At 62.7% G+C, this 26,285-nt stretch carries 24 protein-coding genes and 2 pseudogenes; 12 read left to right on the forward strand and 14 right to left on the reverse strand.

Features of this window, described 5'->3' with window-relative positions; genetic code table 11:
* The first annotated feature begins 39 nt into the window (after positions 1–39).
* From J2W46_RS10980 to J2W46_RS10990, 3 genes are all read left to right on the forward strand, one after another.
* Positions 40–1,026 carry an ABC transporter permease gene (locus tag J2W46_RS10980; RefSeq protein ID WP_020068266.1) on the forward strand — a complete coding sequence of 329 codons (987 nt, stop codon included), beginning with the start codon at positions 40–42 and terminating at the stop codon, positions 1,024–1,026.
* Between the two features lie 73 nt (positions 1,027–1,099).
* The gene (locus tag J2W46_RS10985; protein ID WP_020068265.1) at positions 1,100–1,897 is read left to right on the forward strand and encodes an ATP-binding cassette domain-containing protein; all 798 of its coding nucleotides are present in this window, start codon (positions 1,100–1,102) and stop codon (positions 1,895–1,897) included.
* A gap of 30 nt (positions 1,898–1,927) precedes the next feature.
* Positions 1,928–3,154, forward strand: coding sequence for an ROK family transcriptional regulator (locus J2W46_RS10990; protein ID WP_310354140.1), 1,227 nt, complete (start codon positions 1,928–1,930; stop codon positions 3,152–3,154).
* A 21-nt stretch (positions 3,155–3,175) separates the two neighbouring features.
* Here J2W46_RS10990 and J2W46_RS10995 read toward each other — a convergent pair whose 3' ends face one another.
* Positions 3,176–6,262 carry a transglycosylase domain-containing protein gene (locus J2W46_RS10995; RefSeq protein WP_310353599.1) on the reverse strand — a complete coding sequence of 1,029 codons (3,087 nt, stop codon included), beginning with the start codon at positions 6,260–6,262 and terminating at the stop codon, positions 3,176–3,178.
* A 192-nt stretch (positions 6,263–6,454) separates the two neighbouring features.
* Positions 6,455–7,504 carry a LysR family transcriptional regulator gene (locus J2W46_RS11000; RefSeq protein ID WP_310353601.1) on the reverse strand — a complete coding sequence of 350 codons (1,050 nt, stop codon included), beginning with the start codon at positions 7,502–7,504 and terminating at the stop codon, positions 6,455–6,457.
* Between the two features lie 200 nt (positions 7,505–7,704).
* Between J2W46_RS11000 and J2W46_RS11005 the strand changes: the two genes are divergently transcribed.
* The 3 genes from J2W46_RS11005 (at position 7,705) to J2W46_RS11015 (ending at position 10,934) form a co-directional block, all read left to right on the forward strand.
* On the forward strand, positions 7,705–8,637 hold the full coding sequence (locus tag J2W46_RS11005) for a dihydrodipicolinate synthase family protein (RefSeq protein ID WP_310353603.1): 933 nt from the start codon (positions 7,705–7,707) through the stop codon (positions 8,635–8,637).
* 72 nt (positions 8,638–8,709) lie between these two features.
* Entirely contained in the window at positions 8,710–9,999 is a 1,290-nt protein-coding gene (locus J2W46_RS11010; RefSeq protein ID WP_310353607.1) for an NAD(P)/FAD-dependent oxidoreductase, read from the forward strand.
* A gap of 224 nt (positions 10,000–10,223) precedes the next feature.
* Positions 10,224–10,934 (forward strand): TetR/AcrR family transcriptional regulator, encoded by a 711-nt coding sequence (locus tag J2W46_RS11015; protein ID WP_310353609.1) that lies wholly within the window; start codon positions 10,224–10,226, stop codon positions 10,932–10,934.
* 89 nt (positions 10,935–11,023) lie between these two features.
* On the opposite strand, the gene J2W46_RS11020 is transcribed toward J2W46_RS11015, so the two are convergent.
* The 3 genes from J2W46_RS11020 to aroQ are packed head-to-tail and all read right to left on the reverse strand — an operon-like array spanning position 11,024 to position 13,804.
* On the reverse strand, positions 11,024–12,391 hold the full coding sequence (locus J2W46_RS11020; protein ID WP_310353612.1) for an MFS transporter: 1,368 nt from the start codon (positions 12,389–12,391) through the stop codon (positions 11,024–11,026).
* 58 nt (positions 12,392–12,449) lie between these two features.
* Complete coding sequence (locus tag J2W46_RS11025; protein WP_310353613.1) at positions 12,450–13,340, reverse strand: shikimate dehydrogenase; 891 nt, start codon at positions 13,338–13,340, stop codon at positions 12,450–12,452.
* Between the two features lie 8 nt (positions 13,341–13,348).
* Positions 13,349–13,804 carry a type II 3-dehydroquinate dehydratase gene (aroQ, locus tag J2W46_RS11030; RefSeq protein ID WP_020068256.1) on the reverse strand — a complete coding sequence of 152 codons (456 nt, stop codon included), beginning with the start codon at positions 13,802–13,804 and terminating at the stop codon, positions 13,349–13,351.
* A 414-nt stretch (positions 13,805–14,218) separates the two neighbouring features.
* On the opposite strand from aroQ, the gene J2W46_RS11035 reads away from it, so the two are divergent.
* The 3 genes from J2W46_RS11035 (at position 14,219) to J2W46_RS11045 (ending at position 17,166) form a co-directional block, all read left to right on the forward strand.
* Complete coding sequence (locus J2W46_RS11035; RefSeq protein ID WP_310353616.1) at positions 14,219–16,102, forward strand: bifunctional sugar phosphate isomerase/epimerase/4-hydroxyphenylpyruvate dioxygenase family protein; 1,884 nt, start codon at positions 14,219–14,221, stop codon at positions 16,100–16,102.
* 306 nt (positions 16,103–16,408) lie between these two features.
* On the forward strand, positions 16,409–16,741 hold the full coding sequence (locus tag J2W46_RS11040) for a hypothetical protein (protein WP_020068254.1): 333 nt from the start codon (positions 16,409–16,411) through the stop codon (positions 16,739–16,741).
* A 164-nt stretch (positions 16,742–16,905) separates the two neighbouring features.
* A complete protein-coding gene (locus J2W46_RS11045; protein ID WP_020068253.1) occupies positions 16,906–17,166 on the forward strand; it encodes a hypothetical protein in 261 nt (86 codons plus the stop codon).
* A gap of 8 nt (positions 17,167–17,174) precedes the next feature.
* Here J2W46_RS11045 and J2W46_RS11050 read toward each other — a convergent pair whose 3' ends face one another.
* The 4 genes and pseudogenes from J2W46_RS11050 to J2W46_RS11065 all read right to left on the reverse strand — a co-directional run bounded on the left by J2W46_RS11050 (position 17,175) and on the right by J2W46_RS11065 (position 19,465).
* Positions 17,175–17,504, reverse strand: a complete 330-nt coding sequence (locus J2W46_RS11050) for a hypothetical protein (RefSeq protein ID WP_027777611.1) — start codon at positions 17,502–17,504, stop codon at positions 17,175–17,177.
* 10 nt (positions 17,505–17,514) lie between these two features.
* Positions 17,515–18,282, reverse strand: a complete 768-nt coding sequence (locus tag J2W46_RS11055; protein ID WP_310353619.1) for an AraC family transcriptional regulator — start codon at positions 18,280–18,282, stop codon at positions 17,515–17,517.
* Positions 18,283–18,553: 271 nt separating this feature from the next.
* Positions 18,554–18,664 (reverse strand): annotated as a pseudogene (locus J2W46_RS11060) (2Fe-2S iron-sulfur cluster-binding protein); the annotation flags it as partial.
* 78 nt (positions 18,665–18,742) lie between these two features.
* The gene (locus J2W46_RS11065; protein ID WP_020068249.1) at positions 18,743–19,465 is read right to left on the reverse strand and encodes a response regulator transcription factor; all 723 of its coding nucleotides are present in this window, start codon (positions 19,463–19,465) and stop codon (positions 18,743–18,745) included.
* 394 nt (positions 19,466–19,859) lie between these two features.
* Between J2W46_RS11065 and J2W46_RS11070 the strand changes: the two genes are divergently transcribed.
* A complete protein-coding gene (locus tag J2W46_RS11070; RefSeq protein ID WP_020068248.1) occupies positions 19,860–21,161 on the forward strand; it encodes an MFS transporter in 1,302 nt (433 codons plus the stop codon).
* A 203-nt stretch (positions 21,162–21,364) separates the two neighbouring features.
* Entirely contained in the window at positions 21,365–22,846 is a 1,482-nt protein-coding gene (locus tag J2W46_RS11075; protein ID WP_310353624.1) for an MFS transporter, read from the forward strand.
* 133 nt (positions 22,847–22,979) lie between these two features.
* On the opposite strand, the gene J2W46_RS11080 is transcribed toward J2W46_RS11075, so the two are convergent.
* From J2W46_RS11080 to J2W46_RS11100, 5 genes and pseudogenes are all read right to left on the reverse strand, one after another.
* Positions 22,980–23,252: a hypothetical protein gene (locus J2W46_RS11080; protein ID WP_020068246.1), complete on the reverse strand. Its 273-nt coding sequence runs from the start codon at positions 23,250–23,252 to the stop codon at positions 22,980–22,982.
* Between the two features lie 73 nt (positions 23,253–23,325).
* Positions 23,326–23,757, reverse strand: coding sequence for a DoxX family protein (locus tag J2W46_RS11085; RefSeq protein ID WP_020068245.1), 432 nt, complete (start codon positions 23,755–23,757; stop codon positions 23,326–23,328).
* 139 nt (positions 23,758–23,896) lie between these two features.
* Positions 23,897–24,361: an RbsD/FucU family protein gene (locus J2W46_RS11090; RefSeq protein ID WP_310353629.1), complete on the reverse strand. Its 465-nt coding sequence runs from the start codon at positions 24,359–24,361 to the stop codon at positions 23,897–23,899.
* Between the two features lie 26 nt (positions 24,362–24,387).
* The gene (locus tag J2W46_RS11095) at positions 24,388–24,696 is read right to left on the reverse strand and encodes a hypothetical protein (RefSeq protein WP_310353631.1); all 309 of its coding nucleotides are present in this window, start codon (positions 24,694–24,696) and stop codon (positions 24,388–24,390) included.
* Between the two features lie 50 nt (positions 24,697–24,746).
* Positions 24,747–25,115: pseudogene (locus tag J2W46_RS11100) on the reverse strand (nuclear transport factor 2 family protein).
* Between the two features lie 226 nt (positions 25,116–25,341).
* Here J2W46_RS11100 and J2W46_RS11105 point away from each other — a divergent pair.
* Complete coding sequence (locus J2W46_RS11105; RefSeq protein WP_227471152.1) at positions 25,342–26,220, forward strand: helix-turn-helix domain-containing protein; 879 nt, start codon at positions 25,342–25,344, stop codon at positions 26,218–26,220.
* Positions 26,221–26,285: the final 65 nt, after the last annotated feature.

The raw sequence follows: 26,285 nt of genomic DNA on the forward strand, positions 1-26,285 counted from the left end.
CGCGGCGCACGCCACGCTCATGTTTCGAGGACATCCATCATGTCGACTCCTTCCGCTCCCGCGGGCCATCCGCGCCATTTCTCAGACCGTCTGCCGTCGCTTGCCGAAGTCGGGCCGCTCATCGCGCTCGTGCTGGCTTGCGGTTTCTTCATCTCGCAGAGCAGCCGTTTCCTGTCGTTCCAGAACCTCTCGTTGATCCTTCAACAGACAATGGTCGTTGCGGTGATCGCAATCGGCCAGACGCTGATTGTGCTGACGGGCGGCATCGATCTCTCCTGCGGCATGGTGATGGCGTTCGGCTCCATCATCATGACGAAGTTCGCGGTGACGCTGGGCCTGCCGCCCGCACTCGCGATTCTGTGCGGCATCGGCGCGAGCACACTGTTCGGCGTGCTCAACGGTGTACTCATTACGCGCATCAAATTGCCGGCGTTCATCGTCACGCTCGGCACGCTGAACATTGCCTTCGCGCTCACGCAGATCTATTCGAATGCGGAAAGCGTGTCGAATCTGCCGGACGCAATCATGTTCTTCGGCAACACGTTCAAGCTCGGACCCGCCGACGTCACCTACGGCACCGTCCTCACATTGCTGATGTATCTGGCCACATGGTTCGTGTTGCGCGACACGGTGCCCGGCCGCCATCTGTATGCGCTCGGCAATAACGCCGAGGCTGCGCGGCTGATGGGTTTGTCGTCGCAGAAGATCCTGCTGACCGTCTACACACTGGCCGGTGCCATTTACGGCGTTGCTGCGTTGCTGTCGGTGTCGCGCACCGGCGTGGGCGATCCGCAAGCAGGCCAAACCGAGAACCTCGATAGCATCACGGCGGTAGTGCTCGGCGGCACGAGTCTCTTCGGCGGACGCGGGTCGATTTCCGGGACGCTGCTCGGTGCGCTGATTGTCGGCGTGTTCCGCAACGGCTTGACCCTGATCGGCGTTTCTTCGGTCTACCAGGTATTGATCACCGGCATGCTGGTGATTCTCGCGGTGGCCGCGGACAAACTCTCTCATCGCCGCGGTTGAGCATTCAATCGCAACCTTATTGCATGGAGCCTGAGTCAGCGCATTGGCTAACTCAGGCCGACAGGAGCCCGTCATGTCGACAACTACTTCCGCTTCCGCCGCGTTGCCCGTTCTGCAGGCGCGTGGCCTCGTCAAACGTTATGGCAATGTGACCGCGCTCGACGGCTGCGACTTCGAAGTGCTGCCCGGCGAGATTCTCGCAGTGATCGGCGACAACGGCGCTGGGAAATCGTCGTTGATCAAGGCACTTTCCGGCGCGACGGTGCCGGATGAAGGCGAAATTCTGCTCGACGGCAAGCCCGTCAAATTCCGCAGTCCGCTGGATGCCCGCGCGCAAGGCATCGAGACCGTGTATCAGGAACTGGCGGTCGCGCCGGCTATGAGCATCGCCGAAAATCTGTTTCTGGCGCGCGAGTTGGTCAAGCCCGGCTGGCGCGGTTCGATCTTCAAGATGATCGACAAACGCCGCATGCTTGAAGAAGCAACTGCTCATATGAAGGATCTGCAAATCGGCATTCGCTCGATGCGTCAGGCGGTCGAAACGCTCTCCGGCGGTCAGCGTCAAGGCGTTGCCGTTGCGCGCAGCGCCGCGTTCGCGCGGCATGTGGTGATTCTCGACGAGCCCACCGCAGCACTCGGCGTGAAGGAAGGCAACATGGTGCTCGAACTGATTCGCCGCGTGCGCGACCGCGGGCTGCCGGTGATTCTCATCAGCCATAACATGCCGCACGTATTCGAAGTGGCGGACCGTATCCATATTCAGCGGCTCGGCCGCCGCGCCGCGCTCGTCAATACGAAAGACGTGCATATGTCGGAGGCCGTTGCGATCATGACCGGCGCGAAAGAGGCCGACGTCAAGGCGATTGCATGATGCAATCACATCGCTGAGGGGCACATGAGCATGGATACCACAGGCATGCGCCCGCCCCTCAAACGCACGGTCGGCTCGAATCAGGTCGGCATGCGGCAATTCAACGAGCGCATCGTGTTGCAGACGATCCGTCTGCATGGACCGTTGCCGAAGGCAGACGTGGGTCGTCTCACGCGTCTTTCGATGCAGACCGTGTCGATGATCGTCGATCGTCTGATCGACGATGGTCTGCTGGAAAAGCAGGCTCGAGTGCGCGGCAGGATCGGCCAGCCGTCGGTGCCGATTGCGTTGCGCGCGGACGGCGCGTACACGATCGGCATCAAGGTAGGCCGCCGCAGTCTCGACGTACTGGCGATGGATTTCGCCGGCCGCGTGGTATGTCGCGATGTGTTCGAGTACCCGTACCCTGATCCGCGCACGCTGTTTCCCGCACTCGAAAGCAAACTCGCGCGCGTGAATCAGGCGCTCGGCGCGAACGCCAGCAAAGTTGTCGGCGTGGGCGTGGCTGCACCGTTGTGGCTCGGCGGCTGGCGCGACTTTCTCGGCGCGCCGCCCGACGCGCTAGACGCATGGCACGAGATCGACTTGCGCTCGCGCATCGCGACCATGACGGGGCTGCCGGTCGAATTCGCGAAGGACACGACAGCCGCGTGCGCTGCAGAACTCGTGATGGGCCAAGGGCGCGGCATTCACAACTTCCTGTATCTGTTCGTCGGCACGTTCATTGGCGGCGGCCTTGTTATCGACGGCCGCCTGCACGGCGGGCCGCACGACAACGCCGGCGCGGTCGGCTCTATTCCGCTGCGCGACGGCGGCGGGCGCAAACCTGCGAGGCAACTGCTGCACGCCGCTTCCGGTTTCGTACTGGAACGCCTGTTGAGCGACGCGGGAAAACCGGCAGCCGCCGCGCACGATCATCGCGCGCTGGCACCGGAAATGTGGCGGCACACCGAGGAATGGCTCGATACCGCGTGCCCCGCGATCGCCAACGCGCTCACCAGCGCCGCCGCGTTGCTGGACCTCGAAGCGGTGGTGATCGACGGCGAACTGGACCGGCAAATGGTGCGCGAAATCATTCGCCGCACGGAACGCGTGCTGGACCGATTCGAATGGGAAGGCATGGTGCGCCCGCAACTATTGGAAGGCGCAATTGGTGCCGACGCACGTGCAATGGGCGGCGCAATTTTGCCGCTCTACGCGCACTTCGCGCCGGTGCACGAACTGTTTCTCAAACCTGCGACAGAAGCCGCATATTGATGTTGATGTACCGCGGCCGCTTCACTGCGCGACGACCTTCTCGACAGCGATAGAAGCGGTCTTTGCAGGCGCAGATTCGAGCAATGGCTGCAACGCGGGCGCCATCGACTTCAGCAGTTGCACGGAAAGCGCACTCGTGAATTCGTAGTGCGCCGCGTACGGTTCGTGCACCCACGCGGTCAGCGTGCCGTAAAAGCGGTCGCCAATGGCGAATACGAACGTCGCACTGCGGTTCACTTTGCGCGATTCAATGAGGCGCGCGCCCTTGGCGAATACGTTAAAGCGCTGATCGCCCGTACCTGTCTTGCCGTAAACCTCCATGGTCCGGCCGTCCGGGAATGTCATGCCCTGCGCGAGACGCCGCGCCGTGCCGCCCGTCACGACATCGCGCAACATGCCCTTCACGATTCCCGCAATTTCAGGCGAAAGTTGCTGTTGCGGAGCGACGGACGCACGACGGAAATGCGTTTCGTACGGCGTGTCTTTCGCGAAGTCCAGTTGCGTCAGATTTTCGGTCGGAACCTTGTTGCCGTCGTTTGCGATCAGGCCGATCAGTTGTGCAAGCGCTGCGGGCCTGTCACCCGATGCACCGATCGCAGCCGCATACGAAGGGGTAAGCGTTGCGAACGGATAGCCGAGCGCCTGCCACGACTTGCCGATTGTGTCGTACGCGCGCAGCTCGACCATGCGTTTGATGCGGCGATCCTGCGTTGCGTGATAGCGCGTCTTGAAGAGCCATGAATACGTCGACAGACGCACATCGCTGCTTGCGTTCTGAATGTCGCTGAGCGTGGCGTTCGGATGTTCGCGCAGATAGTTGAGCGTCCACAGTTCGAGCGGATGCACACTCGATATATAGCCCCGATCGTTCAGGTTGAAGCGGTCGATTGCGTACTTCGCGTAAAGGTTCGCGAGGTCTTCGTCGTCGAGTACCGAAGCGGCCGGCGTATTTTTCAGCGCGGCGCGCATCTTCTCGTTGAACCACGCGTTGGACTCGTCGGGCGCAACGCTACGCAACACCGTGGCGATCTTGGGCGGCGATTTGCGCACGCCGAGCAGCAACAGCGCCAATGCCTGCTCTCGCGTTTTGCCGTGATACTTCGTGTAGAAACGATTCATGTACACACGGCTTTCCTGATCGGCGAAACGCGTCAAGTACATTTTGCGGATCGCCGGATCGCCGAGCCATTGCGACGACGGTCCCGTGGTTTGCACCATCTCGTAGTGGACGATATCGCGCATCAGCCGCACGAACACCAGATTCACCGAATGCTGGAACGCACGACGGACAGTAAGAATGCGACCGTTGTCGTCGGATTCGAAGTTGTTGAAGGTTTGCGCGCCGCCGCCGGTGTAGAACGTTTCGCCGGGACTCGCGGAATACTTGCGCTCCACGGCCGCGTCGAGCATGGATTGAAGCGAACGATCCTTGGTGTGCGAGAGATAGTCCAGCGCCCAGCGTGTCAATTGATCGCTCGGATCGGGCTTGATGGTTTTGAGTTCCGCCGCGCTTCGAGCAGCGTAACGCGCATGCAGCTGGGACACGATCTGCAAATACGTCACTACGGTACGCAGTTTTGCAGTGGATCCGAGGTTCAAACGTGCACCCGAATTAATGTCGAATGGCTGGTTCACGCTGTCCGTTTGCACGCGCACGAGGTTCGCTCCGTCACGCCGCTCGAATAGCGTGAAGCTGTAGGAGATTTTCGACGGATCGTCCGATGCGCGCAGCATTTCGAAGCCGACAAGGCCCGCGGCCTTCGCGCCGTCGCGTGTGGCGGCACCGGCAAGCCGTTCGCTCACGGCCTGCTGCACCGCGTTGTTGAGCGTGCCGGTGGCTTGCAGATCAAGCCGGTCCAATTCGTAAAAGCTCGGAATGCCGAGCGCTGCGAGCAGGTTCGAGCGCATCGACGTGACGGCTTTGCGCGACACGAACGAGCCGGCGTTTTGAACGGGTTTGCCCGCGCGGTGCAAATCGACCGTGGCAGAAAGCGCCGCGTCGCGCAAAGCGGCGGAAATCACGCCGCCGTTCGCGAGCAGCCGCAAATAACTGTCGGTCAATCGTTCGAGCTCGGGGTAACCGCGATGCAGGAAATAGGACGGCGCGCGCTGGGCGATCATCAGAGAAAGCACCTGGCGAAATGCCTCGCCTTGCTGCGGCAGGTTCTCTGTGGTTGCAGGCGCGTTCAGTATGCGGTTCACATCCGCGAAGTCGCGTCCGTACCACGCGGCGAGACCGTCGCCCATGCCGCTGATTTCACCGACGCCAGGTTGCGCCGCAAGCGGCACCGAATTCAGATAGTGCATGACGATCTGCCGACGCGCGGGCATGGTCTGCGGACCGTTCAGATAGGCACGCACCGAAGCAGACGCAATCTGCCTCAGCTTCTCCGGCGGCGTCGCGGTGCGGCCGCCCGCCGAGTGACGGAATTTCTCGATCTGCGTGGCGAGCGTGCTGCCGCCGGGCGCCGCCTGGTGATGGTTGAATACGCGTGCGCCCTGATCGGCCAGCGCGCGGCTAAAGCGCCCCCAGTCGATGGCCGGATTGCGGTTAGGTTGATTCGGATCGAGCAGATAACGGTCTTCAATAAACAGAAGCGAGTTGACGATGACAGGCGGAATCGCCTCGAAGCTGTCGTACACTCGCCCCGGAAAACTCGCGCTAAAAAGAGCGGCGCCGGTGCCGTCGAATAGTTGCAAGCCGGCTTGGTCCTTCTCGGCGTACGGCAAGAAAAGGCTTCTATCTGCTATCGAAAGCATGCGCTCTGAATCCCGCGCCTGTGCGGTGACTTCGAAGCCGCGCTGCAGCAAGCGCTGCTGGATTGACGGCAGCAATGCGTAGCCGAGGCGGGTGTCGTACGGACCTTTGTCCGCCTCGGGAAAACGGATGGAATGGCTCGGGCCATCGTCTACAGAGAAGGCGATGTCACGCGTGAGTTCGGAGAGGTAATGGGCCTGCAGTCGGGAAGTTTCGATTTCAAGTTCGCACAGGCGCACAACCCACGCCAATCCCAACAACAACGCCGCCGCGAGCGCCCATTTGAACCACTTGCGCACCGAAGCGGTGCCGGTGGCGCGAAGCGGAAATCGAACCGATGGCCGATTCATGACTGCTCTCCCCGAATGGGCGCCAGCCTTTTCAATCCGACGCCCTCAAAGCAGTGTAGCGCGGGGGCACACGCGCAATTGGTTCGGATTTACCCCCAGTGTCGCCGCTACAACACCCGTCGCAAGAACATAGCAAAGCGCGAATTGCCGTGCGATATTCGACGTCTTGTCGCGCTCTGAAAAAACGCTGACTCAGGCAAGTTTTCGCTTCGCAGCTGCATGGGCGAATTTGCGCCCCGGCTTTGGCGTCAGGGTAGACGCCGACCGCGGCGCGCGTTTTGACTGACGGGCTTTTTCCGGCAAGTTCTCCTCTACTTGCATCTGCTGCCGCAGCAATTCCACGAAGCGCTCCGCAGGCGGCGACAGCACGCCGCCTTTACGCGTCACGACGCCGAACGTTTGCGAAGGCGACTTGAGCGCAACCGGCACGCGACGCAGCATTTTTTGCCGAATAAACATGTCAGCAATGGCGGTCGGCAACAACGACACCAGATCCGCACTGCTCTGCAGCAGGGCGACAGTCACAAAAGTGGATGCAGTGGAGATCGGGTTATCCGGCATGGCTAGCCCCGCGAGATCCATTTCCCGTTCGAGCAGCGCGTGCAGCGGCATATGCGACGGATACACCACCCAACGGTGATCCGCGAGGTCGCTCAGCTGCACATTCTTTCGCGGCAGCGCCGGATGACCGTACCCGACCACGACGGACAACGGCTCGTCGGCGAGCGGACGATACTGGTATTTCGACGGATCCGCAGCCACGGCGGCTCGGCCGATCACGAGATCCAGGCGGCCGTCGTCGAGTTGGGCGAGCATGCGCGCACTCGTGTTTTCCACCACTTCGATAGAAAGGTTCGGCTGCCGCGCATGCAACTGGTTGATGGCCGGAATCACGCATTCGGGAATCGCGCCCATGATCGCGCCGATCGCAAGGCGCCCGCCGTGCCCCGAGCGAATTTCGGCAACGTCCTGACATAGCGCGGCGAGATCCGTCGCCACGAGGCGCGCGTAGCGGATCACGCAATGCCCGAGCTGGTTCGGGATCATGCCGCTTTTCGTGCGCTCGAAAAGCGGCGCTTCGAACATTGATTCGAGTTCCTGCAACGCTTTGCTTGCGGCCGATTGTGTCATGGACATCATGCCTGCCGCTTTATGCAACGACTTCTGGTCGTCGAGCGCGATCAGCAACTGGAGTTGCTTCATGCGCAGTTTGCCCAGCAGAACATTCAACGTATTTTTCATGAAGACGGCGGGTGAGTCGTAAAAGCGATCACGAGATGGAAACAATTCAATATACCTGCGTGCCGCGCAGTCGTATAGTCGGCGGCAATAAGCACCATGAGACCGCTTAACGCACTTCACGCAGTTGAAGCACTTGAAGCGCGAATCGCGACCGTCAGAGACACTTCCACCGCCTCATCACATTCCAAAGCGCCCATATCATGACTCGACCCGTTAATCCCGCGGCAATGCGCGGCGTGTTCCCCGTTGCGCCCACCATTTTCGACGACGCCGGCCAGCTCGACCTGGAAGGCCAGAAGCGCTGCATCGACTTCATGATCGACGCGGGCTCGAACGGTTTGTGCATTCTCGCGAACTTCTCGGAACAGTTCGCCCTTTCCGACGAAGAGCGCGAGACGCTGATGCACGTCGTGCTCGAACATGTAGCGGGGCGCGTACCCGTTATCGTCACGACCACGCATTTCAGTTCGCATCAATGCGCGGAACGCAGCCGCCGCGCGCAAGCAGCGGGCGCCGCAATGGTCATGATCATGCCGCCCTATCACGGCGCAACGATCCGCATCGGCGAGCGCGGCATTGAAGAGTTCTACCGCACGGTGTCCGACGCGATCGATATCCCGATCATGATTCAGGACGCGCCGGTCAGCGGTACGCCGTTGTCCGCTCCGTTTCTCGCCCGTATGGCCAATGAGATCGAACACGTGTCGTACTTCAAGATCGAAGTGCCGCAAGCGGCGAACAAGCTGCGCGAGCTCATTCAGTTGGGCGGCGACGCGATCGTGGGACCGTGGGACGGTGAGGAAGCAATCACGCTGATGGCCGATCTCGATGCAGGCGCAACCGGTTCGATGACGGGCGGCGGCTATGCCGACGGTATCCGGCTGATCGTCGACGCCTATGCTGCAGGCGACACCGAAGCTGCCGCCGCTCACTATCAGCAGTGGCTGCCGCTGATCAACTACGAGAACCGCCAGGGCGGCCTCGCATCGTGCAAGGCGTTGATGAAGGAAGGCGGCGTGATTCGCTCCGACGCGGTACGTCATCCATTGCCGGCAATGCACCCGGCCACGCGTGAGGGACTGCTCAAAATCGCGCGACGGCTCGATCCGCTGGTGCTGCGCTGGGCTCACTAGAAGCGATATCGGCGCCATAGAAGAAGCGGCGCGGCTGGACGCGGACATGCGATTGCCGCTACGCTAGCCGCCATGGAAAGTTTCTACGAAGCCACTGTTACACGCCCGTCCGCCTATGCGCCGCTCGTCGGCCAACATAGCGCGGACGTTTGCATTGTCGGCGGCGGACTTGCGGGGCTGTCGACGGCGCTAGGTCTCGTTGAGCGAGGCGTGAAGAACGTCGCGGTACTCGAAGCGCGGCAGGTCGGTTACGGCGCATCGGGACGCAACGGCGGCTTTGTGTTCGGTGGCTACAGCCTCGATTGTGCCGACCTGCTGAAAACGCTCGGCGCGTCTCGCGCGCGCGAGCTATATGCGCTTACCACCGACGCCGTCGATCTGATGCGGGCCCGCATCACGCGTTACCGCATAGATTGCGATGTCACCGACGCCGGCGTAATTCTCGCGAACTGGTTCGACGAACCTGCGCGGCTAGAAGCTCAGCGTCGTCTCATGCTCGAATCATTCGGCGTCGACTGGGAACCGGTGGCAGCCGAACATCTGGCGCGCCAGTTGAAAACGCGCCGTTATCACGGTGGCCTGTTCGAGCGCAACGCGTTTCACTTTCATCCGCTGAAATACGTGCTTGGCGTGGCACAGGCAGCGGTCAGCGCCGGCGTGCGGATTCACGAGCAGTCGCCCGTCGTGCATTTGCAGCGCGACGGTGCGGGCTTCGTCCTTCGCACGCCGCAGGGCGCCATCGACGCGCGGCACGTCGTGATGGCGGGCGGCGGGTACGCGCGCAACGTCTACGCGAAAGTGGAGCGCGCGGTACTGCCCATCGCCACCTATGTGATGGCGACCGAGCCCCTCGGCGCACGGCTGCACGATGCGATCGACACGCGCGCGGCCGTCTACGACACGCGTTTCGCGTTCGACTACTACCGGCCGCTGCCCGACACGCGCATTCTCTGGGGCGGACGCATCTCGGTGCGCGACCGCGCGCCGGAAGTCATCGCCCGATTACTGCGGCGCGATCTGCTGAAGGTGTATCCGCAATTGCACGACGTGCGCGTGAACTACGCGTGGGGTGGCCTCATGAGCTACGCGCGTCACAAGATGCCGCAGATCGGTCGCACCGCGGACGGCGTCTGGCATGCGGTCGGCTTCGGCGGACATGGCATGGCACCGACCACCGTGTCCGGCGAACTGCTGGCCGCGGCGATTGCGGGCGAGCGTGCGGTTCCGGAGGCATTCGCCGCGTTTGGCCTCACACCCGCTTATGGCGCACTCGGTCTCGGCGCCGCTCAACTCACGTACACCGCGATGCAAACGCGCGACGTATTCGCCGCGCGCCGCACGCGGGCGCGCGGCTCCGTCTGAAAACACATCGCGCGGGCTGCAAACGCGCGGCTATGTCTGCACAGCTTAATGCGTTGCCGGTGCGGCGTGCCGAGGCAGCGGCACGTCGATGCAGGCGGCTTCCGCGTATGTGCTCGAAACGCCGCCAGACCGCTGCGATATGCCGCCTGTTTCGCGTAAAAACCCCCCGCCAGAGGCCATTTTCGCCATGCTAGAATGCGCGGTCACTGCCGCTCGAATACACAATGAAAAAGGGAAGCAAGGCCGCCGAGCCCGATACCAACGGCATCCCGTCCGACGCGCCGCGCAAAGACGCCCGACGTAGCGACGCCCGCCGCAAGTACGATCCCGAGCAGACGAAGCGCAATATCCTCGACGTCGCGACCCAGGAGTTCTCCGCGATGGGGCTGACGGGTGCGCGCGTCGATGCCATCGCGGAGCGCACCAATACCACCAAGCGCATGCTGTACTACTACTTCGGCAGCAAGGAAGGGTTGTACCAGGCGGTGCTGGAGAAGGTGTACGGCGACATTCGCGAGCTCGAACAGGATCTGCACGTCAGCGAACTCGACCCGGTCGAGGGCATGCGTGCGCTGGTCGAATTCACATTCGACTACCACGACCGCCAGCGGGATTTCGTGCGCCTCGTCACGATCGAGAACATCAACGGCGCGAAGTATGTCGAGCAGGTGAAGAGCTTCAAAGGCCGCAACGTCACCGTCATTCATACAATCGAAGACCTGCTTGCGCGCGGTATCGCGGCGGGCAAGTTTCGCGGCGACATCGACCCGATCGACCTGCATCTGCTGATCAGCTCACTGTGCTTTCATCGCGTCGGCAATCGTCATACGTTCGGCACGGCATTTGGGCGCGATCCGTCACATCCCAGATTGCGCGCGCGTCATCGCGCAATGATCGTGGATGCGGTGCTGCGCTTCGTTCGCAAGGAAAATTGACGAGCCTCTTATAGTCCACTTTCACGGACGAATGAAAAAAGGGACGTGGCCTGCGCCACGTCCCTTTTTTTTCGCAGTGGAACGAGTGCTCAATCCACCAGCACGATCCGCTTGATATCGCCGACGATAAAGATGTACGACAGCGCGCCAATCAACGCAATCACGCCGATGAACACGAGCGCGCCGACAAACGACCCGGTCGCCGCGACGATAAAGCCGACTACGAGCGGCGTCACGATGCCGGCCAGATTCGCGGCGAAGTTGAAGATGCCGCCGGTCACGCCGAGCAGTCCTTCGGGCGCGATATCGGACACCAGCGTCCAGCCGAGTGCAGCCATGCCTTGCGCGAAGAATGCGACCGACAGGATTGCGATCACCGCGACGTTACTCTCGACATAATTAGCCAGAATGATCGTCGAGGCCAGCAACAGGCCGGCGATGATCGGCAGCTTGCGCGCGACGTTGGCGGACTTGCCGCGGCGCAGCAACCAGTCGGAGAAGAGGCCGCCGAACATCACGCCAATCGACGCCGCGATGAACGGCATGATCGCGAAAAAGCCGATCTTCAGCCAGCCCATATGCCGTTCGGTGGCGAGGTAAGTCGGGAACCACGTGAGAAAGAACACGAGCGTCGAGTTGCCGGCGAACTGACCAAGACAGATACCCGTCAATTGACGGTGCTTGAGCAGGCGGCCAATGGTGCGCCATTCAAAGCCGCTTTTCGCAGGCGCCGCAGCAGCGCCGCTATCCTTGTGACGCTGGGTGAGACCGCCACCTGCCTCGATATAGTCGAGCTCCGCCTGATTCGCCGACGGATGATCTCGCGGCTCGCGATACATCAGCCACCAGATCACACCGAACACGATACCCACGCCGCCCACCACGTAAAACAGCGAACGCCAGCCGAATGCGCCCATCAGCATGAACAGGAACGGGCTGAAAAACGCGAGGCCGATATATTCGCCGACGGTGTAGGTGCCGGTTGCCATCGCGCGTTCGCTCTGCGGGAACCACGTCGCGACCACGCGGCTATTGGTCGGGAAACACGGCGCTTCCGACACGCCGAGACCGAGGCGAAACACGAACAGTCCGGCAATGCCGTGCACGAGCCCTTGCGCGAGCGTGCACAGGGACCAGAAAGTCATCGAGAGGAAGTAAGTGAGCTTGCTGCCGAAACGGTCCAGGAAGAGGCCGCCAGGAATCTGAGAAGCAACGTAGCTCCACGAGAACACCGAGAACAGCAGCCCCATCATTGCAGCGTTGATGCCGAGTTCTTTGGTCAGCTGCGGCGCGGCAATGCCGAGCACCGTACGGTCGAGATAGTTGATCATCGTGCCGACGGCCAGCAACCCCAGTATCTGGTAACGGGCGTTGGAGCGTCGCGCGGTGCTGGCAGTCGTGCTTGCGCCGGCCTGACGCGTCACGTCGGCCGGTCTGGTTTGAGTCGATTGCGGCATGGGGTTGTAGTCTCCTCTCATTGATCATCTATCGTCGTTTGCCGGTGTGCGCTACCGGTTAGCGTTCCAGCAACGACTGGAAATGCGTGTAGACGCGTTCGGCGTCCGGTTCGAGCCCGGTGAAAATGCGCATTGCGTCGACGGCCTGGTACACCGCCATGCCGCCGCCGCTCAGCGTGCGGCAGCCGAGCGCTTCGGCTGCCTGCAACAGCGCGGTGCGGATCGGGAAATAGACGATGTCGGCCACCCACAGACCGCTATGCAGCAATTCTGCGGGCAAAGGCAGTCCCGGCAATTTGGCCATGCCGGTCGGCGTTGCGTGAATCAGGCCGTTGGCGGCCGCGAGCGTCTCTCCGAGCGACGTGCCAGCAGTGACCGTCCGATCCGCAAAGCGCTTCTGCAACTCGGCAGCGAGCGACGCGGCACGAGCGGCGTCGACGTCGAACAGCGTGAGCGTTTGTGCGCCCATGGCGAGGGCTGCGTGAGCGACCGCAGCGCCCGCGCCGCCCGCGCCCAGTTGCACCACCCGGTCAAGCGACACGTCCGGCAAACCGCGGCGGAACGCGCGGGCAAAACCGGACCAGTCGGTGTTGTGCCCGATCCGTTTGCCGTCCTTGAAAAGCACGGTGTTGACTGCGCCCAGCGCACGGGCGTCGTCGGACAATTCGTCGAGTAGCGGAATGACGGCCTGCTTGCACGGATACGTTATGTTCAAACCGTTGTAGCCCATGCGCTCGGCCGCGACCAGCAGATCGGGCAGCGCTGCTACATCGAGCTTCAACGCTTCCAGATCGATGCGGCGATACACGTAATGCAAGCCGAGCTTGGTGCCCTCTTCCTCGTGCATCGCGGGACTCAGCGAGCCGCCGATGCCCGATCCGATCAGACCGACCAGATAAGAATTTGCACTGGCCTGTGCGCTCGTTTTTGCATTCGCTTGTTCATTCATTGGCACGTTCATTTCGCCGCCCTATTCTTGAGGATGGTGGCCATTCGCTCCAGCGCGAGCACGTAGCCTTGTGTGCCGCACCCGACGATGATTGCATCCGCCACCGCAGACACATACGAGTGATGACGGAACGGTTCACGTCGATGCACGTTTGAAATATGCACTTCGATGACGGGCTTTTCGATTGCGCTGAGCGCGTCGGCGATGGCCACCGACGTGTGTGTGTACGCAGCGGGGTTGATGACGATGCCATCGACCTTGGTGCGCGCTGCGTGTAGCCAGTCGATCAGTTGATGCTCGGCGTTCGACTGGCAGAAGTCGATTGAAAGATCGAGGCGTTCACCGGCATCGCGGCAGAGTTTCGCGACATCGTCGAGCGTTTCGGCGCCATAGATGGCCGGCTCGCGGGTGCCGAGCAGGTTGAGGTTGGGCCCATTGAGGACCAGTACGGAAGCAAAACTCATGACATCGATCTCCTGTCGGCGAGAGTTAGCGCTTCAGCGCTTACTCCCGTCCCATGCAAAGCTGTCGACTGGAGTTAGCGCTTCAGCGCTTACTCTCGCCCCATCCAACGCAGTTGCAACAAACTCGAACAATGAAGCGGATCGCGACAAGCGCAAAACGCTCCTCAACGTAAAGCGAAGTGTGCTCGCATGAGCCCTCTCCGTCATTCGGGGTTTATACGAATTTGTACCATCTAGTTAGTTTGTATAGACTATCAAAAAATGCGCTTACTATGGACAGTTGCGGCCTGTCGCTTGCTTCACGAGTAACGAACTAGCCCATTTTGCGCGCCGCAACATGGCAGTGGCCGGGCGCGTAGGCTTCAATGGCGCGCGCTCGCAATCTCCGTCCGACTGTTTTTGCAGGAGCTGTTCATGCAACGTTCGATTGCCACCGTTTCGATCAGCGGCACCCTCGTAGAGAAGCTCACCGCGATCCAGGCGGCCGGTTTCGAGGGCGTCGAGATCTTCGAAAACGACCTGCTCTATTTCGATGGTTCGCCCGCCGACGTGAGGCGTATCGCCGAAGATCTCGGGCTGCAAATCATGCTGTTTCAGCCGTTCCGCGATTTCGACGGCGTAAGCCCTGAGCGTCTCGCGCGCAATCTGGACCGCGCAAAACGCAAATTCGACGTGATGCATGAACTGGGCACGGACCGCATTCTCGTATGCAGCAACGTGTCGCCGGACACCGTCTGCGACGATGCGCTAATGACCGACCAGCTCGGCGCGCTCGCGGAAGCTGCAGAGGCGGCGGGCGTCGTCGCCGGTTATGAAGCGCTCGCGTGGGGGCGGCACGTCAAGACGTACCGGCACGCGTGGAAGCTCGTGAACGCGGTGAATCACCGCAATCTCGGACTCGTGCTCGACAGCTTTCACACGTTGTCGCTCAACGATACGGTGGACGCGATCGCCGACATTCCGGGCGAGCGCATCGCGTTCGTGCAGATCGCGGACGCACCCAAGCTCGCCATGGACGTGCTGGAATGGAGCCGCCATTACCGCTGCTTTCCGGGCCAGGGCGATTTCGACGTAGCCAACTTCACCGCGCAGGTCGTCAAGACGGGCTACAAGGGCCCGCTTTCGCTGGAGATTTTTAACGACGGCTTTCGCGCCGCGCCCACCAACATCACGGCTGCGGACGGGCATCGCTCGCTGCTGTTCCTGGAAGAACAGACGCGTGCGTTGCTGCAAGCCGCGCGGCAGCCGGTCGGCGAGCTGTACGAATCGCCCGCGGCTCCCGCGCACGTCGGCTATCAGTTTCTGGAATTCGCCGTTGACGACACCACACGCGCGCATCTCGCCGACTGGCTCGGCAAGCTGCGCTTTCGCCAGGCAGGCCAGCATCGTTCGAAAGATGTGACGCTGTATCAGCATGGTGCCGCTTCGATCGTGCTGAACGCGGAACCGGATTCGTTCGCCAATGCGTTCTTCCAGCAGCACGGCTTGTCGCTGTGCGCGTCGGCGTTTCGGGTGAATGACGCGAATCAGGCTTTCGAGCGCGCCGCCGGCTTCGGCTACGCGCCGTTCTCCGGTCAGATCGGCCCTAACGAACGCGTGCTTCCGGCCGTGCAGGCGCCAGACGGCAGCCTGAATTATTTCGTCGACGAAACGCCCGATCAGCCCACGTTGTTCGAAGCCGACTTCGTTCTCACGGACGTCAACGGCCCGTTCGAAGTCGGGCCGTTGACCCGCATCGATCACGTGTGCCTCGCCGTGCCGGCGAATTCGCTCGATACGTGGGTGCTGTTTCTGCGCACCGCCTTCGGCTTTCAGGCGGAGCCGGGCGTGCTCGTGCCCGATCCTTACGGCCTTGTTCGCAGCCGCGCGCTGCGCAGCCGCGACGGCTCGGTCCGAGTGGTGCTGAACGCTTCAGTCGATCACCACACGGCGGTGGCTGAGGCGCTGCATACCTATCACGGCTCCGGTTTAAATCACGTTGCATTCAGCACGAGCGACATCTTCAGCGCGATTCCGGAATTCGTCGCCGATGGCTTGCCGGTGCTGCGCATCCCGCGTAATTACTACGAGGATCTCGCCGCCCGCTACGAACTGCCCGACGACATGCTGGAAGCGCTGCGCGAGCACAATATCCTCTATGACCGCGATGAACGCGGCGGCGAGTTTTTCCACGCTTACACGGAACAGCTCGATCAGCGCTTCTTCATGGAGATCGTCGAGCGGCGCGGCGGTTACGACGGCTACGGTGCAAGCAACGCGGCGGTGCGGCTCGCTGCGCAAGCGCAGCGGCGCAAGTAGGCGGCGCTCGCCGGCGCCTTGCGTGGACCGGCAACGCCAATCAAGATTCACGGCAAGTCGCGTCGCATCGGCCGCCTTGAGAAACGTGACGGCGCGGGCACGCGTCGTGCGGCATCCGCGGGAGTACGCCCTACGCCCGATATAATGGCGCCTTAAGTCGCGGTCCGCGCCGCGCGGCCGCGTCGGTACTCGGGTCGGGCGGTTCAAGCAGGTCGGCTAGGGCGGCGGCTACGCGATAGCAGCGCTCGCGACGCCTTTAGCTCGAACCCGCGGCCACCGTCAGCCGAATGAAACGCCAGGAGAGATATGAAGAAGTTTGCCGTAGTCCTGTCAGTTCCCGTGCTTCTCAGCGCTTGCGCCTACTTTCAGAAGAACCCGGATGCCGGCGAGCCGGTCACGGACACCAATACGCAGCGCTCGGTCAACGATGTCATCGCCTGCCTGACGCAGTTGGCGTCGAATCATAATGCCGCGTTCAAATCCACGTCGATTCCGCAAGGCCAGATGCTGGACTTCGGCGATTCGAACATCATCAAGGTGCGCAGCGACAACGGGGCGACCACTTACCGTTTCTATGCGGGCAAGCGCCACGTGAACAATCTGTGGATCGAAACGGCGGGAAAAACCTGCGCGCCGTAAGCCGGGGTTGCCCTAGCGGGCAAAAAACGCGGCGCTGTTAAGCGTTGGTAAGGTGCGGCGGTGCCATCTTCGTGTCACGGTGTTACAGGACAATGGGTCTTAAGAATCGTTTAAGACTTCGTCCGCATGATGCCTCGGACACGACCCAGCACGAGGTGCGCACCATGAACCAGCCTGAACCGAATACCAACGACACGCCCGCGCCGGCAAGGCGTCCGACCATCCTGCGGCGCCTCCTGAGCCATCACGAACTGGCGACGCTGCTGCTTTTGCTGCACGCGCCCATCGACGCGTCCGCCAAACCCGAGATTCCGCAACTGCACGAAGCCGGCCTGATCGAAACGATCTCGAACGAAGCGGGCGGCTCGCGCATCCGCCTCACGCCTGAAGGCAATGCCGTGCTGCGCGGGCTGGGCGTCAAGTAACGCACGCTTTACGCCTGCCACACGCCGTACCCTGCTTCGCGTAGTCCAATCGCCAGTTCCACTTCCATTTCCTGTGCGCCGCGATACGGCATGGGATTGAACACTTCATACAGCTCGGGTACAAGGCGCAGGCCATAATCGCGCACATAGCGATTTGCCTGAATGCCGGCTTTGTGCCGGTCGAAGCGCAGATCGGGATCGAGCCCGGTCATCCCCACATACACGCACGGCTTGTCGAACCGGTAATCCGGATTCGCGCGGCGAAAGCGCGCCTCGTTCCAGACCTTGTCGTCGAGTGCGACGACGTACACATAGTAATGATGCTTACGGCGAACCATATGCCGACGCTCAACTCCGCGAAGTGCCGTGCAGCAGCATCCGGTATTCGGTCGGCGTAACGCCGACGGTCGCCTTGAACTGACGCGTGAAGGCGCTGTGGTCCGTGTAGCCGCACAGTGCGGCGACGTCGGTAACCTTGTCGTGCGAGACCAGCAGTGCCGTGGCGGCGTCGAGCCGTGTCTTGAGCAGAACCTGGCGCGGAGTCAGATGAAATACCTTGTGGAAATACCGCTCCAGTTGCGCGACGGACATGTCCGCCATCACCGCCAACTGCTTGAGATTCAGCGGCTGCACATAGTTTTCCTGGATGAACTGCACCACTGCGGCGAGCCGGCTATAGGCCGGATGGCTGCTTTCGTCCGCCCGCAGATCGCGTGAAATGCCCGCAAGCCCGACGATCACGCCCGTGGCGTCGCGCAACGGCTGCTTGGTGGTCAGACACCAGCCCGGCTGGCGGCCAGGATAAAGGTGCAATTCCAGCTGATCGATCATCTGGTTGCCGACGTGGATCACCCCCTCGTCCTGCGCCGTATAGATACGGCCGAAGCGGCGCGGGAACACATCCTCCGCGGTTTTGCCCAACAGCGCCGTCTTTTCCTTGAAGCCGCAACGCGAAGCCAGCGTGCGGTTGACCAGCGCATAGCGCGCGTCCGCGTCTTTCACAAAGAAAACCACGTCTGGCAGCGCGTCGAACACGGGCTCCAACTGCCTGAAGTGCGACAGCATGCCGGACAACGTTGCTTCGTCAGGTGAAAGCTGATGAGCCAGCGTGTTCATCGTGCAGGTCCCGTGGGTCCGAGCCGTTTATAAGAGCGCAGGAGTAAGCGCTGCATGCCGGGCGGTTGGCTTGCGGTCGATTCGCGCTGCATGCGCGGTCGATTATAAGGCGGCAGGCTGGCCGACAATATCCGCTCGCCGGACGCGCGGTGCGAGTCAGTCCACCTGCGGCGGCTGTGCGCTTGCCGCGATCAGCGTGCCGATTTGCGTGGGACTGAATGGCGGACGGGGTGTCGCCAATGGCCAGCCGAAGTAGACACTCGCGGCCGGGTCATCGAGCGCCCTCTTGCTGCGTGCGTACCGCCTGGCCGTCGCGGCAAAGCGTCTGACACGCGTGCGCGTGCGCGCGGCCGTCGATCGCCACGCTGCATTCCTGGCACACGCACGAGACGATGGCGATCTACAAACTGCTGAAAGCGGGCCGGCTTGAAGAAGCGCGGACGAGAGCTAACCGCAAAGTTCAGGCGGCCTGCTGCTGCTCGTGTATCGCCTCTTCCTGACGCAGATGCAGTAGCCTGTAGCCGCTCTTATAGACCGGCTGCAAGCGGAACTCGTTTTGCGGCTCGATTTCGAGCAACAGGCGCAGCCGCGACACATGGCTGTCGATCGTGCGCGTGAACTCGCGGAATTCGCGGCCCCACACCATCGCGAAGATGTGATCGCGCGACATGACGCGGCCAATGTTCGAGAAGAACAGCGAAGCCAGCCGGTATTGCGTGCCGGATAACGAAACCGGCTGACCGCGCAGCATGACGATCTGCCGATGCGTGTCGAAACGGTACGGTCCTACGTCGAAGCTCGAAGTGCTGAAGCGGTCCGGATAGGCGCGCCGCAGCATCGCCGCGACGCGCTCGCGAAACTCCGCGGGCCGAACCGGGAGCGCGGTGTAGTCGTCGGCGCCGTTGACGAACGCGCGCACCATACTTTCTTCCGACGTGTCTCTCGACACGAAAATCACCGGCACGCGGTCGCCGCCGACCGCACGCGCCGTTCTCAACACCTCGGTGCCCGACAGACGGGTGCCATGCCAGTCCAGTACGAGCAGATCCACGGTGGACCGGGCCAGCGTTTTCGACATGGTGAGACCGTCGTCGTAGCCCGCGCAGGTATGGCCGGCACTCGTCAGGATTTTTTCAATCGACTGACGCATGACGGGATCACGTTGAAGAATGGCAATGCGCATGGGATGACTCTTAACAGGTGGCGTGGACGCGATTCTCAAAGGCGCCTGGCCCCTATCCCATAGGATCAATCCGAATTTGACGCGCGCTCTGACGAATCGCATCGACGAGTGGCCGACGGACTACAGCCGCCTTCGCACGACACGCAGGGTTCGTCGCAAGATCCGGGAAATTGCAGGACAGGCGGAACTTTTCTCAATCTAATTAAGCACTTCCCGAAGCGAATCGCTTTCATCCTGTAAAATCCCGCGCTGGCTTCTTTCGTCATCGCGCCGCCCTACCCGGGCCGGTGCGCCGGTGTCCCGCGCTCTACCCAGCCGCCGCCACACTTCTCGCCCGACGATCGCCGTTTTTCCACGCGACACGTGGTTTCCAATTCAAGACAACGACAAAGCAATGCAAGCGACAAATCTGGGTGGAGCGCAGGCTGTCACCCCACGCCCTCTTGGGCGCAGCGACTACAAGACACTCGGCCTCGCCGCTCTCGGCGGCGCGCTCGAGTTCTACGACTTCATCATCTTCGTGTTCTTCGCACCGGCAATCGGCCAGTTGTTCTTCCCGGCCGCGATGCCGGACTGGCTGCGGCAGGTGCAGACTTTCGGCATCTTCGCCGCGGGCTACCTCGCGCGGCCGCTCGGCGGCATCATCATGGCGCACTTCGGCGATCTGTTCGGCCGCAAGCGCATGTTCACGCTGAGCGTGCTGCTCATGTCCGTGCCGACGCTGATGATGGGCCTGTTGCCCACCTACGCGAGCATCGGCGTCATGGCGCCGGTCCTGCTGCTGCTATTTCGCGTGATGCAAGGCGCGGCGGTCGGCGGTGAAGTGCCGGGCGCATGGGTGTTTGTCTCCGAGCACGTGCCGCAGCGGCACATCGGCTATGCGTGCGGCACGCTGACGGCGGGCCTCACGGCCGGCATCCTGCTCGGTTCGCTGATCGCGTCGGCGGTCAATCGCAATTTCGCGCCCGCCGAAATCGCGGATTACGCGTGGCGCATTCCGTTTCTGATCGGCGGCGTGTTCGGCATGTTCTCCGTCTACCTGCGCCGCTGGCTGCACGAGACGCCGGTCTTCGCCGAACTGAAGCAGCGCAAGGCGATTGCCGCCGAAGTACCGCTCAAGGCCGTGCTGCGCGACCACGGCCGCGCGGTGATCGTCTCGATGCTGCTCACGTGGATGCTGTCCGCCGCTATCGTCGTCGTGATTCTGATGACGCCGACGCTGCTGCAAAAGCAGTTTCACATTGCGCCGGCCACCGCTTTGCTGGCCAACTGCGTGGCGACGCTGTGCCTGACGATCGGCTGTGTGTTGGCGGGCTCGATCGCCGGCCGCATCGGCGCGGGACGCACCATCTTCATCGGCGGCCTTGCGCTGGCCGTGACGTACTACGTGATGTTCCAGCAACTCTCCGTCGATGCCTCGGCGCTCGTGCCGCTGTACGGCGTGACCGGGCTGCTCGTCGGCGTAATCGGCGCGATTCCGTTCGTGATGGTGAAAGCCTTCCCGCCGGTCGTGCGCTTTTCGGGCATCTCGTTCTCGTACAACGTCGCCTATGCGATCTTCGGCGGCCTCACGCCAATCGCCGTGTCGCTGATGATGAAGTCCAACCCGATGGCCGCGCCGCTGTATGTCGGCGCGATCTGCGTGATCGGTGCACTGACCACGCTGTTCATCAAGGATGCGCCGCAGAAGCGCTGATCCCGCGCACGCGGTGGTGAAAGGAACGGCGCGCCTTCGGGTGCGCCGTTTTTATTTGCGGCGGCGTTTTCCTGCCCGCTCGTAGACAGCGCCCAACTCGTTACCCCATTCCGGAGACCACGGCAGCCACAGTTTTCGACCGACATCGACACTTCACGCCGGCCCGAAACATGGTGCGCCACATCGCGCCTACGATATAGCGCATGACCTCCACAAAACGTACCGTTTCGCCCGCCCTCGGCCGCGTGCTCGCGACCGTCAGCGTGGGCTTCGTCGTCACGCAACTCGACGTGACCATCGTCAATATTGCGCTGCCTGAAATCGGCGCGAATCTGCACGCCAATGTCGCGGGCCTTCAATGGGTCGTCGACGCCTACACGCTCGCCTTCGCGGTGCTGATGCTGTCGGCCGGTGCGCTCGGCGACCGCTTCGGCGCGCGTCGGCTGTACGCGGCGGGTATCGTGCTGTTCGCGCTCGCGTCGCTCGCTTGCGGTGTCGCGTCCGGCGCGCCGATGCTGGTCGCCGCCCGAGCGTTGCAAGGCATCGGCGCCGCCGCGATGCTGCCGAACTCGCTCGCCTTGCTGAATCAGTCGTACGGACACGACCCGAAACTGCGGGCTCGCGCCGTCGGGCTGTGGACGGCGGCGGGCGCGATCTCCATCGCGGCCGGCCCGGTAGCAGGCGGGCTGCTGATCGCCGCCTTCGGCTGGCGCAGCATTTTTCTTGTCAATCTGCCGATCTGCGCAGCCGGTTTTCTGGCGACCCTGTTATGGGTGCCACGCCCTGAAGCCGCTGTTCCGGCAACCGCTCGTGCTGAAACAGCCGGTCCTGAAACCGCTCCGCCGACGCCGCGCGGCATCGATCTGAGCGGCCAGACGCTCGCCATTGTCGCGTTGACCGCGTTCGTTGCCGCGGTGATCGAATGGCGGCCACTGGGCTTGAGCCATCCGCTCGTCGCGGGCGGTTTCGTGCTTGCGGCGCTCGCCGGCAGCGCGTTTGTCGCGGTCGAAGCGCGCGCGAGCGCGCCGATGCTGCCGCTTTCGCTCTTCGCCGGGCGCAGCTTCAGCGCGGCCGTGCTGTTCGGCATCTGCGTGAACATGACCTATTACGGGATGGTGTTCGTGCTGAGCCTGTACCTGCAGCGGGTGCGCGGCTATACGGCGCTGCAGGCCGGTCTCGCATTTTTGCCGTTGACGGGCGGCTTCCTGATCTCGAATGTCGCAAGCGGCTGGGTGGTGGGCCGCTTCGGCGTGCGTGTACCGATGATCGCCGGCGCGATCACCGCCGGACTCGGCTACGGCCTGCTGCATCTGGTCGACGCGAGCACGCCGCTGATCGGCCTGCTGTTGCCGTTCCTGCTGATTCCGTCAGGTATGGGACTCGCCGTCCCCGCGATGACGACCGCCGTGCTGGCGTCGGCGCAAGCGTCGCGGGCGGGCACGGCGTCGGCGGTATTGAACACGGCCCGGCAGGCGGGCGGCGCAGTGGGCGTGGCCGCATTCGGCGCGCTCGCGAGCGGGTCGGCGGCCACGCAAATCGTCTCGGGGATGCAAGCGGCGACCGCGATCTCGGTCGGCCTGCTCGCGTTTGCTGGCGTGATCAGCTGCCTCGTGCATCCGCAGCCGCATTCGTCGTCGCAGGCAAGGCGTGAGGCGGATTCCGCGCCGGTCGGCAATTCGCGCTGAGCCTGCGCGTCCGGCCAAACGGCCTATGCCGACGACACATGAAAAAACGACCCCCGCGGCTCGGGCGCCTCGGGGGTCGTCGACAGAATTGTCAGCGGTGAATAAGACCGCGTGCGTAAAGCAGCCGGGCGCGCTACAGCGACGCCTCCTGAATCGTTCCGGTATTGATCGCGGCTTCGATCAGGCCTTCGCTTTGCGCCTTGCTGATTGCGTCGGCAATCAGTTTTTCGGGCTCCTCGATCTCGGCCTTGATTGCGCTCAGGAAGCCGGACGCATCCAGCACCACGAGTGTTTTTGCGGACTCGGCGAGGCTGATGATCACGCGATGCGGCGTGGGCCCTTCTCCAAGACTCGCGCACAACTGCAACACTTTGCCGCCAATGGATTGCTCGAAACTTTGAATCATATTTACTCCCTTGTTTGCAGCCGGAATACGTCAGTCAGGCAAAACCAGCGGGGAATCGCCGAGCGTGGTGCGCTCAGAGACCCAACCCGCTGCGCGGCGCGCGCGCACCGTCGATACTGATACGCCCCGCGCCGGTCACGAACAGCAGCAGAAAACCGCCGGCGATCCCAATGTTTTTCCAGAAATGGATCACCATGTCGCGCTGCAAGGCGGCGTCCGTCACGTTCCAGAAGTCGTGACCCAGGACAGCCGTGGCCACCGTATAAACCGCCATGATCAGCGCGAGCGGGCGCACCTTGAAGCCGACTATCAGCAGGAGCCCGCCCACTGCCTCGACCGCGGTGGCGATCGGCGCGGCGATCTGCACGAAGGGCACGCCCTTGGAGTGCAGGTAGCCGACAAAGCCCGCATAGCCCAGCAGTTTCATCACACCGCCCCATAGAAACAGAACAGCGAGAGCAATGCGTGCGATGAGAATAACGCCGGAATCGACGGGACGCGTCATGGGGGACTCCTGTAGATGAATAAGCAGCAGACCCGACTAAAAGGCCGCAGTTCCCTACTTTGCCTCTGAGCATATGTGCATTGCCCGCGCTTTCCAAGACGGGCAAGCATTTGAACGACCCAAAGCGGCAGACTGGCGACTACGAGCGAGGGGCGTCCGGCGCGAGCAGAACGCCCTTTGTGAAGACGAAGCACCCATAGCCGCGCTCCTCGCCGGTGGCGATCACACAATACGCCTTGCGCGCGCGCTCATAAAACGCGAACCGTTCGATGGACGCAAACGGCACGTCGCGCCCTTCGGCGGCATTGACCTCGGCCTGCGCCTCGCGCTGCACGGCGGGAATGGTATGCGGCTCGCCGACCACTTCCATGCGCGATGCGGGTTGGTCGATGAACGTATCGAGCGGCATGACCGAGAGCACGGCGCGGATCGCACGCGGCGAGTTCACGCCGTCGAGACGAAGCAGCTTGCCGAGCACCGAGGAACGCGCGACGGAGTTGGCCGGAAAGTTGGCGTCGCAAATAACGAGCTCGTCGCCGTGTCCCATTGAGCGCAGGGCATGCAGTATGTCGGCGTTGAGCAGAGGATCGAGATTCTTAAGCACTGTGTCTCCATGCAAGTTGCTTGCGGTTATTCGAATGGCTCGCATTGCGGCAATCGATTGTAGCAAGCAACGTTGCGCGTTTCCGGGAGATTCCAGTGAAGAGTGCCCGACGTGCCGCCCACGCCTCGCAGCGCGCCGCCGCAACGCCACCGCAACCATCCGACGGCCGCGAGCAGCATCAGGCCCGCGCCGCCCGCCACTGGTTCGCGCCAGCCGAGTAACGCGGTAAACATGAATGCCCGCGGGCCGGCGAGCAGCGCGAAGCCGGCGATCGCGCCGCACAGCGCGTCGATGCCGTGTGCGTATCGCGCAAACTTGATGACGGGCTCGTGCATGATCGTCTCCACGCAAAGATGACAGTAGCGAAGCAGCGGGCGCTGTACGATCAGGCGCCCGTGGGCACCTGATCGAGGAAGCCGGTCACCGCCTGCAGACGGCCGTGCGCGTCGACCACGCCGAAGTCGGAGCCCTTGACGATCGCCTCGCCGTCGGGCGTGACGAGTGCCCACGAAAAGCGCAGACGGTTGCCGAACCCGTCCACGTCGGTCGCGCGGCGAAACGTGTGATGCGCAAAGCGCTCCTAGACCGCGCGGATCATCGCGTCGATGCCCTCGTGGCCGGAGCCAGCCATCAGCGGGTCGCGGTAGTCGGCGTCGGTCGCCCATGTCGCGGCGATCAGCTTGCGACGGCGCTCGCCATCGGTCTCGTTCCATGCGTCGAAATAACGGTCGATCAGATCGGTATGCGCGTTCATCTGCAACTCCTTGATTGGCAATGACTGAGCGCTACGCTCGGCATACACGTCGCATGCGGCGGGCTCGGAGTGAAGATTCGCGGTTAGCGGGCCGCGCGTCGATTACGTCGCAGGTAATCGTTGTGCGGCGCGTCCCGGCGGTCCCGGCGTTAGTGCGCGGCAATGCGTCGAGCGCATTACCTCGCAGGTAATGGATCGGCGCGGCGCTTTAGCTATCATCGTTGGCATGAACACACTTTCTTCTGCGCAAAGCGCCCCGTCGACACGGCCCGCGACCAGCCGCACCGTCGGCGATCTGCTGCGTGAATGGCGGCAGCGGCGACGGATGAGTCAGTTGCTGCTCGCCGCCGAAGCCGACATCTCGACGCGGCATCTGAGCTTCGTCGAATCCGGCCGCGCAATGCCGAGCCGCGAGATGGTCATGCATCTTGCCGAGCGCCTCGACGTGCCGCTGCGCGCACGGAATGCGTTGCTCGTCGCGGCCGGTTACGCGCCGCTGTTTCGCGAGCGTCCGCTATCGGATCCGCAACTGAGCGCTGCCCGCGAAGCCGTCGAGCTGGTGCTGAAGGGCCACGAACCGTATCCGGCGCTCGCCGTCGACCGGCACTGGAACATCGTCGCCACGAATAACGCGCTCGGGCCGCTCCTGTCGGGCGCGAGTCCCGATCTGCTGAAGCCGCCTGTGAATGCGTTGCGCCTGAGCCTGCATCCGGAAGGCATTGCTTCGTCCATCGTCAACTGGCATGCGTGGCGGGAGCACGTGCTCGCGCGGCTGCAACGGCAGATCGACGTAAGCGCCGACCAAACGCTCAGCGCGTTGCGCGACGAACTGGCGGCCTATCCAACGCCGCCGGGCGCGCAGCCGCCCGAGCCCGGCGAGAGCCCGCTCAACCAGATTGCGGTGCCGCTGCGTCTGCGCACGCCGCTTGGCGTGCTGTCGTTTTTCAGCACGACGACGGTGTTCGGCACGCCGGTGGACGTCACTCTGTCGGAACTGGCGATTGAAGCGTTCTTTCCGGCCGATCCGCAGACCGCAGCCGCATTGCACGGCTTGACCGACAACCGGCGCTCAGACGGCGTGCACGGGGCGACCGCCGGCACGTGAGGGGTTACGGGCGGCGGCGTCGGCGCCATCGGGCGCGGCAGCGGCAAACGGTGACAAACAGCGAC

It is taken from the genome of Paraburkholderia strydomiana (genome assembly GCF_031456815.1).
GTDB lineage: Bacteria > Pseudomonadota > Gammaproteobacteria > Burkholderiales > Burkholderiaceae > Paraburkholderia > Paraburkholderia caledonica.